Here is a 16,354-nt window from a genome sequence, read left to right as displayed (position 1 = left end):
AAGACTTAATGCCAACCAATTATTCATTCGGTTAACATCAAACATGTATTAGTCTTTATTGCCACTTCTAAATGCTCGTTTACGATCATTTTCAGTTAGATGACGTTTACGAATACGAATCGATAATGGCGTAACTTCGACTAATTCATCATCATCAATAAACTCTAATGCTTGTTCTAATGACATCTTAACAGGTGGTGAAAGCGTTGTCGCTTCATCGGTACCTGACGCACGCATATTGGTTAATTTTTTACCTGTCAAACAGTTAACCGTTAAATCATTTGATCGAGTATGAATACCAATAATTTGACCTTCATAAACTTCAGCACCATGACCTAAGAACAATTTACCGCGATCTTGCAAGCTATAAAGCGCATACGCTAATGCTTTACCGGTACCGTTGGAAATCATAACCCCGTTATTACGTTGTCCAATTTCACCTGGGCGCACATCATCATAATGACTGAATGTAGAATAAAGTAGACCAGTACCCGACGTCATTGTCATAAATTCAGTTCTAAAACCGATAAGACCACGGCTTGGAATCACATAATCTAGACGTACACGTCCTTTACCATCAGGTAACATATTGGTTAAATCACCTTTACGTAAACCAAGTGCTTCCATCACTGAACCTTGATGTTGCTCTTCGATATCAAGCGTCACTTGTTCAAATGGTTCTTGTTTTTTACCGTCAATGTCACGATAAATAACTTTAGGGCGTGATACCCCTAGTTCATAACCTTCCCGACGCATATTTTCGATTAATACTGATAAATGCAATTCACCTCGACCAGATACTCTAAATGCATCCGGATCTGGCGTTTCTTCAACACGAAGCGCAACGTTATGCACGAGTTCTTTTCTTAAACGTTCTAAAATTTGACGTGAAGTAACATATTTACCTTCTTTACCAGCAAAAGGAGAACTGTTGACATTAAAGAACATCGTTACGGTTGGTTCATCAACACTTAAAGCAGGTAAAGCTTCAACACAACTATTATCACAAATCGTATCAGAAATACCTAACTCACCTAATCCAGTTAAAGCAATAATATCACCGGCTTCAGCAACTTCTGCTTCATAACGTTGCAAGCCTAAATGACCTAAAACTTGCCCTACTTTACCCGTGCGTTTATTCCCTTCACTATCAATAATAGTGACTTGTTGATTTGGTTTTACACGACCTCGTTTAATGCGACCAATGCCTATAACACCAACATAATTATTATAATCAAGTTGTGAAATTTGCATTTGGAATGGGCCGTCTAAATCAACTTTCGGTGGCTCAACATATTTTACAATCGCTTCGAATAATGGCGTCATATCTTCAGCCATATTTTCATGGTCAAGCCCTGCGATTCCCATTAAAGCGGAAGCATAAACAATCGGAAAATCTAATTGTTCATCAGTCGCACCTAAATTGACAAACAAGTCAAACACTTGATCGACAACCCAATCAGGACGCGCACCCGGACGGTCAACTTTATTAATAACAACGATTGGCTTTAAACCATGAGCAAATGCTTTTTGTGTCACAAAACGTGTTTGTGGCATTGGGCCGTCCATTGCATCAACCAGCAATAGCACAGAATCCACCATAGACATAACACGTTCAACTTCACCACCAAAATCAGCATGTCCTGGGGTGTCAACAATATTTATTCGGTAACCATTCCAGTCAATCGCTGTGTTTTTAGCTAAAATGGTAATACCACGCTCTTTTTCAAGCGCATTTGAATCCATTATTCGCTCGTTATCGTCACCACGCAAATTATCAAGCGTACCTGACTGTTTCAACAATTTATCAACCAAAGTTGTTTTACCATGGTCAACGTGAGCAATAATGGCTATGTTTCTTAAATTTTCAATCACAATTAAAATCCCAATTAGGAGACAGATTCTTTAGGCGCAATATTGTACACCTTTTTGATCCAAATGTTGATCTATATCATAAAGTTTCTTTAAAAGAGTGCAATAAATTGGTAACCATTTAGAATTTTTAAATTATATTACAAAAAATTAGATTATTAACACACTTCGGCATAAAACTGATCAGCAAACTCTTCTACTTTTGACCAATCTGTATATTCAATCATGGGTTTACTTACATCGGTATCGCCTTTTCCAAGCCACATAATAAAACGGATCATATTACGGTCAAACCAATTATATTGTGGATAATAAAGTGCCCCAGCAAAGACAGCTTTGATGGTCGGTTTCCATAATATTTTAGCTAAAAACTTTCTGGTATATAAATTGTTTTCAGGAGTATTTTTATTGGGCTTTCTTGCCACCATATTCACCCCAAAAAATCCAGACTTTATTTGATTTAATTGCTGATAATGAGCATCAATAAATTTTTTCATTATTTTACTGTAAAAACCATAACGAATTGAACTTCCAAGTAGCACAGCTTGATAGGGTGTTAAATCGATTTTGGTATCCGGTAATAATTCAATCACGTCACAATCACACTTGTGACCCAAACGGTTTTTTATTCGCTCCATAATTTTGAGTGTTTGTTTTTCGTGCGTAGTATAAAGTAACAAGACTTTAATAGCAGTGGTCATAACATTGCCTCTTTATTTTAAATATCGACTAATTATCAATATTACTTTTTTTATGATAAAAATTAACAAATTCGGGATGATTTCATGCAAAACTTTGATTATAGTATTAAGCTAATTTAACCAGACCGGAACTGAATATGACGATTTCACCTCCAAAACTGAGTGCAATTATTTTGGCGGCAGGAAAAGGCACACGGATGTATTCCAACCTTCCTAAAGTTTTACACAAAATCGGCGATAAACCGATGTTACAACATGTTATTGATACTGTTCAACAACTTAATCCCCATTATATCAATATTATCTATGGACATGGCAAAGATCAGCTTGAAAAGGCACTGGAAAATCAATCTGTAAATCTTGTTTTTCAAGCTGAGCAACTTGGAACAGGACACGCAGTCCAGCAAGCCATACCTTATATTCAAGATGAAGAAGATATTTTGATTTTATATGGTGATACGCCACTTATATCGGCTCAAACATTGCAAACTTTAATTAACAATAAACCCAAACAAGGTATTGCACTGTTAACCGTTAAACTGGATGATCCAACTGGCTATGGACGTATTGAGCGTAAAAATGGCAAAGTGACTGCCATTGTTGAACAAAAAGATGCCACGCCAGAACAGAAAAAAATTAATGAAATTAATACGGGCATTATGATCGTAACAGGAAAACTATTGAAAAACTGGTTATCTCGTTTAACCAATCATAATGCACAAAAAGAGTACTATCTCACTGATATTATCAATTTTGCTTATCAAGATGGATATGACATTATTACTGCTCACCCTATTGAACAATTTGAAGTTGAGGGAGTTAATAATCGTCTACAATTGGCCACACTAGAACGCCACTATCAACAGCAACAAGCGAAACGTTTACTTAATGCAGGCGTGACTCTACTTGATCCCGAACGATTTGACTTACGAGGTACACTTTCACATGGTATGGATGTCACCATTGATTGTAACGTCATCCTCAAAGGCAATGTCAAATTAGGGAATAACGTCTTTATCGGTGCTGGATGTATCTTAAAAGACTGTATCATTGGCGATAATAGTGAAATTAGTCCTTATAGCATAATTGAAGATTCAATCATTGCTGAACAATGTACGATAGGGCCTTTTGCTCGATTACGACCAGGCTCAAAACTCGATGAAAAGGCACATGTCGGCAACTTTGTTGAACTTAAAAAAGCCCATTTAGGCAAAGCCAGTAAAGCGGGTCATTTAAGTTACCTTGGAGATAGTGAAATAGGGAGTAACGTTAATATCGGTGCAGGCACTATCACTTGTAATTATGATGGTGCAAACAAATTTGAAACCATTATTGAAGACGATGTATTTGTTGGCTCTGATACACAGTTAATTGCCCCAGTGAAAATTGGTAAAGGCGCAACCATTGCAGCAGGAACAACGGTTACTAACAACGTAGGGGACAATGAACTTGTGGTAAGCCGTGTTAAACAAAGACAAATTAGTGGCTGGAAGCGACCTACAAAATCAAAATAGCGAGGAGTAAACTGTGTGTGGAATTGTCGGTGCCATTGCTAACCGTGATGTAGCAGAAATTCTGTTAGAAGGCTTAAAACGATTAGAGTATCGGGGTTATGATTCGGCTGGTCTTGCAATTATATCACCACAAGGTGAATTACAAAGGGTAAGGCGAGTTGGAAAAGTCAATAAACTGAAAGAAGCACTTGATAGCAAACCATTAAAAGGCTCGATAGGCATTGCGCATACACGTTGGGCTACACATGGTGAACCGACAGAACACAATGCGCATCCCCATATTTCCGATTATATTGCTGTTGTTCATAATGGTATTATTGAAAACTATGAACCACTCCGTGAAAAGTTGATTGCTAAAGGCTATCAATTTCGCTCTGAAACAGATACGGAAGTTATTGCCCACTTAATTCACGATATCGTTTCAACTGATAATTGTTCATTATTTGATGCGGTAAAAAAAGCCATACCATTACTACGAGGAGCTTATGGTACCGTAATTATGGACATACGAAACCCTGACCAACTTGTGGCAGCTCGTTCCGGTAGCCCATTAGTGATTGGTTGTGGTATCGCTGAACATTTTATTGCCTCAGATCAACTTGCTTTATTACCCGTGACCAATCAGTTTATCTATTTAGAAGAAGGTGATATTGCACTAATTACACACAAAACCGTTTCTATATTTGATAAAAATAACAATCAAGTTAAGCGCCCATTTGTCACCTCTGATGTTAAATATGATGCAGGGAGTAAAGCAGGCTATAACCATTACATGCAAAAAGAGATATACGAACAACCTAATGCAATCAAAAATACATTGGAAGGTCGTATACAGCATGGTAAAGTCAATTTATCTGAATTAGGCGAACAATCTAACACGATACTTAAGCAAGTTGAACATATCCAAATTGTTGCTTGCGGTACCGCTTATAATGCTGGTATGGTTGCTCGCTATTGGTTTGAAGCATTAGCAGGGATTCCTTGTGATGTTGAAATAGCATCAGAATTTCGCTATCGTAAACCTGCTAAGCGTAAAAAAAGTTTATTTATTTCAATATCTCAATCGGGTGAAACCGCTGATACACTTGCCGCATTAAGGTTAGCAAAAGAAAATCACTATTTAAGCACCCTAGCCATATGTAATGTCGCTGCTTCAACGTTAGTACGTGAAACCGAACTGGTATTATTAACCAAAGCAGGGGTTGAAATTGGTGTAGCTTCAACGAAAGCATTTACCACTCAATTGACTGTATTACTACTACTTGTTGCAAAATTAGGTCGATTAAATCAGATGGCTCAAAGTACGGAACAAGCAATTGTCCATGCTCTCCAAACCTTGCCCAATCGTATTGAACAAGTACTTATGGCGGAACCGAAAATCAAAAAACTGGCCGAACAATTTGTTAATAAACATCATGCGCTCTTTTTAGGTCGTGGCGAGCAATACCCGATTGCCATGGAAGCATCATTAAAATTAAAAGAGATATCTTATATTCATGCAGAAGCCTATGCAGCAGGTGAACTAAAACATGGGCCTTTAGCTCTTATTGATGCCGATATGCCCGTCATAGTGATGGCACCCTCAAACGACATGCTAGAAAAGCTAAAATCAAATATTGAAGAAGTTCGGGCTCGGGGCGGCCAACTTTATGTTTTTGCCGAACAAGATGCAGGATTTATAAGCGATGATACAATGCATATCCTTAACCTACCTTATATTGAAGAGTTAACGGCACCTATCTACTACACCGTACCGACACAATTATTAGCGTATCATGTGGCTTTAATAAAAGGTACAGATGTTGATCAACCTCGTAATTTGGCAAAATCGGTGACTGTTGAATAGCTTTTTAAATATATTATCTAACGGCCTTTAGTTCCAAATTGATCTATTAGACGAGTCTCTTTTTTAACGAGTTTGAATAACCCAATATCATCCATAGACTGATTGGGTTAAGCAAAAATTGATTAATTCAAAAATTATTTGAGTTTAAGCTGCAGCTTTTTTCTTTTTGAATATAAAAAATAGAATGAATGCGATTAGCATTAAAATGACATGGAAACCTACATAGAAAAAATAAACACCGCTATTTTCGCCATTATTAGCTGCACTTGCTAGTAATAATGAAGGTGATAAAAACGCAGTACTAATAATATTGATTCCGAATGTAACGCCTGAAAGTGTAGGGAATTGGACAAATGTGATTAAAGCTAAAATGCTACAACCCATAGCAATCCATAAACCACCAACTGGAATAAAAATAGATAATAATTTAATGTATACATCAATGTAAAAACTAATCCTAAAATGAATGTTTCATTTTCGAAATTATAAATATAAAAACTGCCTTACAAAGGCAGGTGGTAATGAAAACAGAAATTAACTTTACATCAAGTTATAAGAATCATATACTTATCTAAAATATTTCGCTAAAAAACCACTGAAAATCTTTTTTGAATTGGACTTCAATAACAATCAACTACCGATAAACGGAGTTATACAAAAGGTGTTTGCAAAAATTTACTTAAAATATCTTTGATTAAATTCATATAAAATAAGAAAAATTATTAAATCATATAACGAAGTTAATTTTTCTTAACTCATTTAAAGCTATTTAACATAATGATTAACTACAAAAATACAATATTATTTCTAATTCAAATAATTATTTCCTACGATTGAAAATTAAATTTTTACCTATGTTAAAAAATTAACGAATAATTTAAATTTTCGTTGACTTTAAAAATTCAATAACTTAGCATTAATTTTACTTTGTTAACATTTTCTTTACGCATTTATTATAAGAAGCTATTATTTACATAAAAAAAGCAAATCGCTAGACACATCTAAACTCAATGGGTCTCAAATAAATGACCTTGCCGAAAAATGAGATAAATTAGCTAACGATACTCATTGAGAAGTCATTAAAAGCGGTTGTCAAATTTCAATAGAAAAAGGTAAAGATGAATGGCATTATGGTATAAGTATCGGCACGTCATGGTAAATTCTAACTGAGTTTCACTAATATTTATGCAGTAATATAAACTTTTACTGCATAATTTTTTGTCATACAAATTATAGAACAGTTAAAATGAAAAAAATATTATTAAGTGTAGTTTTTTTACAATAATTCCATTTTTATCACAATCCCAAGAATTAGAATGGTTCTTAGATGAAGATGAGCAAGGTCAAATAATTATAGCATTAAAAATTAATGATCTTGATGAAGAACTTGTATGTATACTAGATACAGGAACTACAGAGGCCTTAAATTTACCAATAGATATTATTAATAAAATTGAAGATAAAGTTGAAAAAGATGATAAACGAAAGCGCACTGATATACTAGGCAACATCCAATATTCTCGTCAATTTATGTTACGAAACGTTAAAATTAATAATTTATTTTATGAAAAATTAGAAATTGAAGAGTATAAACCTTGGGGAGCTATTTTAGATATAAATACTGGAGAGAAAAAAGCCAAAAAAGAGCAAAATTCTGATTATCAACATGTTGCAGTAGCTGGTTTAGGCTTTTTTGTAAATAAAGTCGTTACTTTTGATATCATAAATAACAAACTCATTTTATCTGATAATTTTACAAAACAAATTGAAAAAGATTGGTTAGAAATACCTTTCACTAAAGGTTCAAAAGGACATTTAATATTAAATGCTACTGATGATGTCAAAAGTTATGCATTAATATTCGATACTGGTGCAGGAAAAAATATAATTAGTTCTAAAAAACTTTCTAAAAACAAAGAATTAATAAAATTAAAGGAGTTTCCTTTTTATATTACGGAACTATCGTTTGTCGATATTCCTAATTTCAAAGATGATTTTATAGTACTTGATGGGTTAACTGATGATTTGCCTTCTGATGGCATACTTGGCAATGATTTTTTATATAGTTATATCGTTAAGATTGATTTTAAAAATCAGAAAATGTGGATAAAACCTCAACCAGAAGAATAATATATCGTAAATTTACGGTATTTAAACTTACTAATATATCAACATATGCAATATATAAACAAGAACCAATTTAAAACAATAAAATGGGCATTACATAAAAAAACTCCATCATAACTAAATTTATAGTAAAAATGGAAAAAATTGAATAAGTTAAAAATTAAATTAGAAAGCATGACAAGCAAAAAATATAAAGATTTATTTCCATTTTTTGTTAAATTCTTTAGGATATTCAACCCACCATATCGCAAAAAAATCAATAAAAAACAATACAAACGTTGACCATATTAAAAAATTATAATCTGAATTATACTTGGAAATATCTCCCCCTTTAGATAATAAAACACCATGAGATATAGTGACAATATAGCTATAAATCAGACTGATACGCCTCTTCCATATTAACTTAGTATTATATCGATAATCATTAACGGTATATTTTCTAAATTGAAAAGAAATAATAATTCCGAGAAAAGAATAAAAATAAAATAAAAAATAATTTAAAAACACCACGTTTATTCATTAACCTCTTCATTATTTTCATCGGAATATATAGGATATGTTGAACCGTCTGGTGTGATACATTTGTAATAACCCGAACTTTTATTAGGATCCGAATTGTCTGCCATAACAAAATTACATGAATGGATTATTTCACCTACATTATTAATATTTTCTGGTTGAGGAATATATAATGCAGGTTCATCAGTCTCTTTATTTTTAAAGAAAATATTTTTAGCTTCATCTACAATGTCAGTTAGAGATATAGCATCACTTACTATCTCAACCGTTAGCCATTTTCCACTCATCCTTTTGAACGCTCTTTGCAAATCCTGAACACCATAATAATATAATTTAAAAACCTCTTTATTTACTGGATTAAATTCATTGATTTTTAATGTTTTATCTAATTTAGGTTCTAATTTTAGTTTACCATGAACTGAAATGCCCAAATCGACGAAATCATAAGCAAGCGAACCAACATATTTAGACATACCCAGCGCTTGAGCAACATTTTGATATGCTGATTTCATAAAACCATCTTCACCTGTAACAACTTCCTGTAAATTACTTGTAGCATGTGCCATCATATAAACACCGATAATAATACCTCCAGGGCCTGTCGCACAAAGCGCTAAACCACTACCCGCTAACATAATAGCTCCTAAAACTGCCAGTCCTTTCTTAATCCATTCCCAGCTCTGCTCTAATAAGCTTTGCTTTTCAGTCTGTATCGCATTTGATCCCTCATCATAGCTTACCACACCATTTTCAACTTTATCGACAATATCCATAGCAAAATTGTCAACCTCTTTGATAAAAGACTGTTTAACTTCATCATAATAAAGGTGTTTTTCACATAACTCATGAGCACATTCCATGAGACGTTGTGCATCAAGACGAATATTTGAATTTTGCCTATTCGAATCAACAATTGAATTACTAAAAGGTTTTACAACATTATGGTAAGTACGAGAAGTTGTACGTAAAACGTTTAATTTGGATGAATTTGAAATTTTAGTAATTGAATCATTTGAAATACCGACAATTACATAACTTTTGGTAGCAATAATTCGATTATGACCCATTGGACATCCACAAGCTACAATACAGCCGTCATAAGCAGCTGGTTTACCATCTATTGTATAATTATAAGTACCTTCAATAATTGGCCCCATTCGCTTGGTACATTTTGGACAAGTAGCATAATCTCCTTGACATGCAATCCCCTGACCGTGTGAAAAACTCCTGTTTGATGCTGAAATAACTTTACCTCCAGTCGTTGTAGGATCTCCAAAAACGGCTAATAATTTTTGCATCGTATGCTTTCCTTTTAAATTGATTGAGCAAATTTTGATCGTAATGATTTTATAAATATTAAACGATATTATCAAGGCAAATAATTTAATTAACTTTATGATTTAAAATTTCTTTTTTTATTATTGGTTATATTTTAAACCGATTACATATAACCATGATCAACTATAATCAGTCTTTTTGATATTCATTTTTGTTATCGTTTTAAATTATCAATTAAAAAATATTAAATACTGTTTTTTCGAAACTTTTCAGATTTTTTGCCTGCTGTTTTTGAATATTTTTAATTCATCACTCTTAAAATGTGATTTAAATCACAAATTTTAAAAATACCCCTCCTTTTGCAATGTGATCTTGATCACGTTTACTGACTTTTTCTAATGAATCCACGCCATGAACGTATCTAAAATAGTGTTAATTCAATGACATCAATCAATAAGGAAGGTAACGAAAATGAGTCGTTCAAACATAAAAGTTAAAGTCCAAAATTTTGGGCGTTTTTTAAGCAATATGGTTATGCCAAATATTGGCGCATTTATCGCATGGGGGTTGATCACCGCTATTTTTTTATACAACGCAAGGGATCCCAGTGCTGGGGGATGGTTTCCAAATGAGCGTGTATCAACCTCGTTTATTGGACCAATGATCTCTTATTTACTGCCACTATTAATTGGTTATACCGGCGGTAAACTCATGTATAACGAGCGGGGTGCCGTTGTTGGTGCGATTACGACTATTGGCGTAATTGTCGGGTCATCTATACCAATGTTTTTAGGCGCAATGATAGCTGGTCCTTTAGGCGGCTTTATGATCAAGCAATTTGATTGCTTAATAGATGGTAAGGTTAAAAGTGGTTTTGAGATGTTAGTCAATAACTTTTCAGCTGGCATTCTTGGTATGATGCTTGCACTAATTGCTTATTTTGCTATTGGTCCAGCCGTGGCTTGGTTAACAAGTATATTGATTATCGCCGTCCAATTTATGGTTGATCGTGGATTATTGCCACTCACCTCTATTTTGGTGGAACCGGCTAAAGTTTTGTTCCTCAACAATGCCATTAATCATGGTGTCTTTACCTCATTGGGTGTTACACAAGTAGCAGAAACCGGTAAATCGATTTTCTTTTTAATTGAAGCCAATCCTGGTCCCGGTTTAGGGCTTTTATTGGCGTATATGTTTTTTGGTAAGGGCGCCGCAAAAGGATCGGCTAGTGGTGCTGCGATCATTCATTTTTTTGGCGGAATTCATGAGATCTACTTTCCCTATGTATTAATGAATCCCCGCTTAATTATTGCCGTTATTATGGGCGGAATGACCGGAATATTCACGTTAACAGTTTTTCATGCAGGTTTAACAGCTCCAGCTTCGCCCGGTTCGATTTTTGCTGTGATGAGTATGGCAAAAGGTTCCTACCTTGGCGTAACGCTTTCGGTCATGTCGGCGACGGCTGTCTCTTTTGTTATGTCAGCGATTTTATTAAAAACAACCAAAACATCGTCTAAAAGTCTTGATGATGCCAAATTAAGTCTTTCAAGCATAAAAGATGAGGCTAAAGGAAGAAAAAATGAAACGTTTGATCTAACTAAAGTCAAAAAAATAATCGTGGCTTGCGATGCAGGCATGGGCTCAAGTGCAATGGGTGCCGGTGTTTTACGCAAGAAGATTGAAAATGCCAACTTGGCAATCAATGTTAGCAATCTAGCCATTAATGATCTGCCCGATGATGTAGATATCGTCATTACACATCAAGATTTAACGCACCGAGCCAGACAGTATGCCCCCAATGCTTGGCATATATCGTTAACTAACTTTTTAGATAGTGAGCTATACAGTCAATTAGTCGACCAACTTAACCAGGCATTAGGAATTGAACAAAAGATAACGACAAAAAATCCTCCCCAAACTTCCGAAAATTCCTCTCTCTTCCAATTAACCGACAAAAATATTTTTTTAAATTTAACCGCCAAAACAAAAGAAGAAGCAATCCGATTTGCCGGTCAAAAATTAGTAGAAAATGGCTATGTTGCCCCTGCCTACATTGAGTCGATGCTAAAACGTGAAAAACTGACTTCAACCTATTTAGGTGAATTTATCGCTGTCCCTCATGGCACCATTGAAGCTAAAGACAGTGTAATTAATACAGGTATCGTATTTTGCCAATACCCCTCAGGTGTTCAATTCGGAGATAACAAAGAGGATTACGCCAAAATTGTTATTGGGATAGCTGCACGAAACAACGAACATTTGGACGTGATTGCAAAGCTGACCAACGCTCTCGATGACCCCAATACCATTACAAAACTCACAACCACTCACAGCGTGAAAGAGGTTTTAGCCTTATTAGGCTAATGACGTTTTTGTACGCCTTACGTTTAGGTAAGAAAACTCGAACATTATTGAAACTCACAAGATATAAGGTATAAATTATGAAAGCATTACACTTTGGCGCGGGTAATATTGGACGCGGTTTTATTGGTAAATTATTATCCGATGCAGGATTTCACGTCACTTTTGCTGATGTCAATCAGCAAATTATTGATGAATTGGCACATCGTCATCAATATTCAGTCAATGTAGTTGGAGAAGAAGCAAGTACTGAGATAGTCTATCATGTCGACGCCATTAACAGTACATCACCTAACATCTGCCACCTTATTGCAACGGTAGATTTAATTACAACCGCTGTTGGTCCACAAGTATTGAATAAGATTGCCCCAATTGTTGCTCAAGGTATTTTGACAAGATATCAACACGATAATCAAGCACCGCTAAATGTTATTGCCTGTGAAAATATGGTTCGTGGTACCACTCAATTTAAACAAGCAATCTTTGCACAATTACCAGAAACCTTACATCAATGGGTAGAAACTCATATTGGTTTTGTTGATTCAGCAGTCGATCGCATTGTGCCACCGACCCTATCACCATCAGGCGATATATTAGCCGTAACGGTTGAAACCTTTTCAGAATGGATCGTTGATAAAAAACAATTTATTGGTACTATTCCGAATATAGCCGGTATGGAGCCTGTCGAAAATCTTATGGCATTTGTTGAACGAAAATTATTCACACTCAATACTGGGCATGCCATTACGGCCTATTTGGGCTTTTACTACAATGTTGCCACTATTCGTGATGCAATATTGAATGAGCAAATTCGTTTCATTGTTCGTGGAGCAATGGAAGAAAGTGGGCAAGTATTGATTAATCGCTATAATTTTGATGTTCAAAAACACATGGCATATATCGAAAAGATTTTATCGCGTTTTGAAAATCCCTATTTACACGATGATACTGCCAGAGTTGGACGTCAACCCATACGAAAATTAGGAGCAAGTGATCGTCTTATAAAACCGCTACTTGGCACATTTGAATATCAGATTAGCAATCGTAATCTATTAATTGGTATAGCTGCTGCCCTTAACTATCGGAATAGTGATGATGAACAAGCTGTTCAATTGGCAAAACAGATTGTTAATCATGGAGTGATACCCACTTTTTGTCAAATTTCGAGCATTGATAGTCATAATCCAGTTGTTCAACCAATCGAAGAACTTTATACTGCAATGCAAAATCATCAATTTTTATTAAAAGATGTCGGATAAAAGGCTACAAGAAGATAGAATTCTGGAAAAACTCAATCAGCAAACTGATATTCACAGTTTGCTGACTGTCGCCATTAAACTGATCAACAAAAGTGTGAATCGGTTGATTCTCAAAATTTTTTGTAAGGAACCCCATGCCATTAAATTTGTGATTCCCTCACTCATTGGTAAAAATGGGCCTTTAAATGATACATCTGTTTGTTTAAAATTGCTTTTTGCTTTGGGCATTTTGAGCCGTGCAGATTATGAAGATATCGAATTACTTATTGCCATTTTAGATGAACTGGATCTTAGTGATAAACACTATCACTATAGTGACGACGAAATTCTTGGCCCGATAAGCTTATTGCATGATATGGTATTACCACAAAATTGGGTGTTACAACATGATCAAGTTGCCGAACTCGGGATTGTCGATAATTTTAAATCATCCATTTTACAAAATCGTTATCAGCAAATGATCCGTTCAGCTTTGATTATTGCAATCACCGATCTTATACTTCGAATTAGTAATAAACCCAAACATAAAGATCATGATTAACTATTTTTTACCGGCTTTTTAACGTAAAAATCGTTTTTATTGGTAAAATGAGTGGTATTGATCGGCTTTATTTCCCACTCTTTCATTTAGTCGGTATAATGCCACCATTTTATTGTAAATTAGGTTATTCATGAAAACGTTATTTGCCAGCACCTCGCGCGGACTTGAGGAGTTACTTAAGAAAGAGTTAGAAGAGTTAGGCTCGATCAATTGTAAAATTACTCAAGGTGGCGTCTATTATGATGCCGATGAAACAACGTTATATCAGTCTTTATTATGGTCTCGGTTAGCATCACGCATTTTATTACCCCTTGCTGAATTTGATATATATAGTGATTTGGATCTCTATTCTTGCGTTTTTAATCTAAAATGGACTGATATTTTTGCCGTCGATAATTCATTTGTCATCAATTTTGTCGGGGTAAATGATTTTATTCGTAACAGTCAATATGGTGCATTGAAAATTAAGGATGCGATTGTCGATCATTTTGTCCGACAAACAAATATGCGTCCTAATGTTGCAAAACACGATCCCGATATTCGCATTCATGCTTATCTTCACAAAAATCGTGTTACGCTATCACTCGATTTAAGTGGTGATAGTCTGCATCAACGTGGTTATCGTCAACAAACAGGTCAAGCACCACTAAAAGAGAGTTTAGCGACATCAATCATTTTACGATCAGGCTGGCAAATTGATGAACCGCTACTTGATCCTATGTGTGGTTCGGGTACATTGTTAATTGAAGCAGCCATGATTGCCGCTAAAATCCCACCTGGACTTCATCGAAAACAATGGGGCTTTTTAGCATGGAAAGGGTTTAATCCTACACTTTGGAATGATTTGCTATTGAGTGCAAAACAGAACATTTGCCAACCCAAAGGCGTTTTTATTGGTTATGATAATAATGCAACAGTGTTGGAACGTGCACAACTAAATGCACGTTATGCAGGTGTGAGCGATTATATTAGATTTGCCAAACAAGATGTTACCCTATTAACCAATCCACTCCCATCCGAATCACTAGGCATGATTATCAGCAATCCGCCTTACGGTGAGCGTTTAGAAAGTGAACCTGCACTCATTGCTCTACATACTGCGTTAGGTCAACTTATAAAACAACATTTTGGTGGTTGGCGCTTATCACTGTTTAGTGGTGCCCCACAACTATTAGATTGTTTACAAATGCGTGCAGATAAGCAATTTAAAGCAAAAAATGGCCCATTGGATTGTGTGCAAAAAAATTATGTTATCGCCAAACGTGATAACACGCTACCGGTTTCTAATCCTAATTTACCGGCAGCGGATTTTGCGAATCGATTACGTAAAAATAAACAGAAACTGGAAAAATGGGCTACTCAAGAGCAATTGGAATGTTATCGCCTTTATGATGCTGACCTGCCTGAATATAATGTTGCCATTGACCGTTACAAAGATAAAGTTGTCGTGCAAGAATATGCAGCGCCCAAAAATATTGATCCTCAAAAAACACGGCAACGGCTATTTGATATCATTAATGCGACTATGTCTGTATTAGAATTAACAGCCGATCAATTGATCTTAAAGACACGGGAAAAGCAAAAAGGTAAACAACAATATCAAAAACTTGCTCAAAAGCAGGATTATTTTTTAGTGCATGAATACCCCATCAATCACCGTAAAACCCAATTTTGGGTAAATGTGACTGATTATTTAGACACAGGCCTATTTTTAGATCATCGCTTAGCTCGTAAAATGATAGGTGAAATGAGTGATAATAAAGATTTTCTTAATCTGTTTGCTTATACTGGGACTGCCACCGTTTACGCAGGGTTGGGCAATGCAAAATCAACCACCACCGTGGATATGTCACGTACCTATCTGGAATGGGCTGATCGCAATTTAAAACAAAATGGTTTAACGGGTAAAAAACATCGCTTAATTCAAGCTGATTGTTTGCTCTATCTTGCACAATGCAATGAACAGTTTGATCTCATTTTTATTGATCCCCCGACATTTTCAAATTCTAAACGCATGAATGAGACATTTGATGTTCAACGCGATCATCTTAAGTTAATGAGCGATCTGAAACGATTATTAAGACCAAATGGCGTTATTGTCTTTTCGAATAATAAACGTGGTTTTAAAATGGATGCTCAAGGCATGCAAAAATTGGGCTTGACCTTTCAAGAAATCACTAATAAAACACTTTCATTAGACTTTAAACGCAATAAACAGATTCATTGTTGTTTTATTGTCAAACATCGATAATTACAAACCCTCTTACGAGGGTTTGCTTTATCCCTTATTGTATATTTTGCTATTTGGTTAAATTAATTGTTTTTGTTTT

The 16,354-nt window shown here is 35.1% G+C and carries 11 protein-coding genes; 7 read left to right on the top strand and 4 right to left on the bottom strand.

Annotated elements, in window-relative coordinates; genetic code table 11:
* Nucleotides 1-48: 48 nt before the first annotated feature.
* Nucleotides 49-1,875: a translational GTPase TypA gene (gene typA / locus A9G10_RS08370; protein ID WP_065559098.1), complete on the bottom strand. Its 1,827-nt coding sequence runs from the start codon at nucleotides 1,873-1,875 to the stop codon at nucleotides 49-51.
* A 155-nt stretch (nucleotides 1,876-2,030) separates the two neighbouring features.
* Nucleotides 2,031-2,573 (bottom strand): menaquinone-dependent protoporphyrinogen IX dehydrogenase, encoded by a 543-nt coding sequence (gene hemG, locus A9G10_RS08365; RefSeq protein ID WP_081299159.1) that lies wholly within the window; start codon nucleotides 2,571-2,573, stop codon nucleotides 2,031-2,033.
* A 137-nt stretch (nucleotides 2,574-2,710) separates the two neighbouring features.
* Here hemG and glmU point away from each other — a divergent pair, with 137 nt between their 5' ends.
* Together glmU and glmS are read left to right on the top strand one after the other, a co-directional pair.
* The gene (gene glmU, locus A9G10_RS08360; RefSeq protein WP_143425986.1) at nucleotides 2,711-4,087 is read left to right on the top strand and encodes a bifunctional UDP-N-acetylglucosamine diphosphorylase/glucosamine-1-phosphate N-acetyltransferase GlmU; all 1,377 of its coding nucleotides are present in this window, start codon (nucleotides 2,711-2,713) and stop codon (nucleotides 4,085-4,087) included.
* Nucleotides 4,088-4,100: 13 nt separating this feature from the next.
* The gene (glmS, locus tag A9G10_RS08355; RefSeq protein WP_065559097.1) at nucleotides 4,101-5,933 is read left to right on the top strand and encodes a glutamine--fructose-6-phosphate transaminase (isomerizing); all 1,833 of its coding nucleotides are present in this window, start codon (nucleotides 4,101-4,103) and stop codon (nucleotides 5,931-5,933) included.
* Nucleotides 5,934-6,077: 144 nt separating this feature from the next.
* Here glmS and A9G10_RS08350 read toward each other — a convergent pair whose 3' ends face one another.
* Nucleotides 6,078-6,317 carry an LPXTG cell wall anchor domain-containing protein gene (locus A9G10_RS08350; RefSeq protein WP_143425985.1) on the bottom strand — a complete coding sequence of 80 codons (240 nt, stop codon included), beginning with the start codon at nucleotides 6,315-6,317 and terminating at the stop codon, nucleotides 6,078-6,080.
* A gap of 1,146 nt (nucleotides 6,318-7,463) precedes the next feature.
* On the opposite strand from A9G10_RS08350, the gene A9G10_RS08345 reads away from it, so the two are divergent.
* The gene (locus A9G10_RS08345) at nucleotides 7,464-8,063 is read left to right on the top strand and encodes a retropepsin-like aspartic protease (RefSeq protein ID WP_065559095.1); all 600 of its coding nucleotides are present in this window, start codon (nucleotides 7,464-7,466) and stop codon (nucleotides 8,061-8,063) included.
* A gap of 512 nt (nucleotides 8,064-8,575) precedes the next feature.
* Here the strand turns inward: A9G10_RS08345 and A9G10_RS08335 are convergent.
* Complete coding sequence (locus tag A9G10_RS08335; protein ID WP_065559093.1) at nucleotides 8,576-9,880, bottom strand: PAAR domain-containing protein; 1,305 nt, start codon at nucleotides 9,878-9,880, stop codon at nucleotides 8,576-8,578.
* A gap of 451 nt (nucleotides 9,881-10,331) precedes the next feature.
* On the opposite strand from A9G10_RS08335, the gene A9G10_RS08330 reads away from it, so the two are divergent.
* From A9G10_RS08330 to rlmKL, 4 genes are all read left to right on the top strand, one after another.
* Nucleotides 10,332-12,227 (top strand): PTS mannitol transporter subunit IICBA, encoded by a 1,896-nt coding sequence (locus A9G10_RS08330; protein WP_065559092.1) that lies wholly within the window; start codon nucleotides 10,332-10,334, stop codon nucleotides 12,225-12,227.
* A gap of 77 nt (nucleotides 12,228-12,304) precedes the next feature.
* Nucleotides 12,305-13,483, top strand: a complete 1,179-nt coding sequence (locus tag A9G10_RS08325; RefSeq protein ID WP_065559091.1) for a mannitol-1-phosphate 5-dehydrogenase — start codon at nucleotides 12,305-12,307, stop codon at nucleotides 13,481-13,483.
* Complete coding sequence (locus A9G10_RS08320) at nucleotides 13,473-14,024, top strand: MltR family transcriptional regulator (RefSeq protein WP_065559090.1); 552 nt, start codon at nucleotides 13,473-13,475, stop codon at nucleotides 14,022-14,024. Before A9G10_RS08325 ends, A9G10_RS08320 begins: the two co-directional genes overlap by 11 nt.
* Before the next feature lie 130 nt (nucleotides 14,025-14,154).
* A complete protein-coding gene (gene rlmKL, locus A9G10_RS08315) occupies nucleotides 14,155-16,275 on the top strand; it encodes a bifunctional 23S rRNA (guanine(2069)-N(7))-methyltransferase RlmK/23S rRNA (guanine(2445)-N(2))-methyltransferase RlmL (RefSeq protein ID WP_065559089.1) in 2,121 nt (706 codons plus the stop codon).
* Nucleotides 16,276-16,354: the final 79 nt, after the last annotated feature.

The organism is Gilliamella sp. wkB308 (assembly GCF_001690185.1).
Lineage (GTDB): Bacteria > Pseudomonadota > Gammaproteobacteria > Enterobacterales > Orbaceae > Gilliamella > Gilliamella apicola_I.
This window is presented reverse-complemented; position numbering and strand designations above follow the sequence as displayed.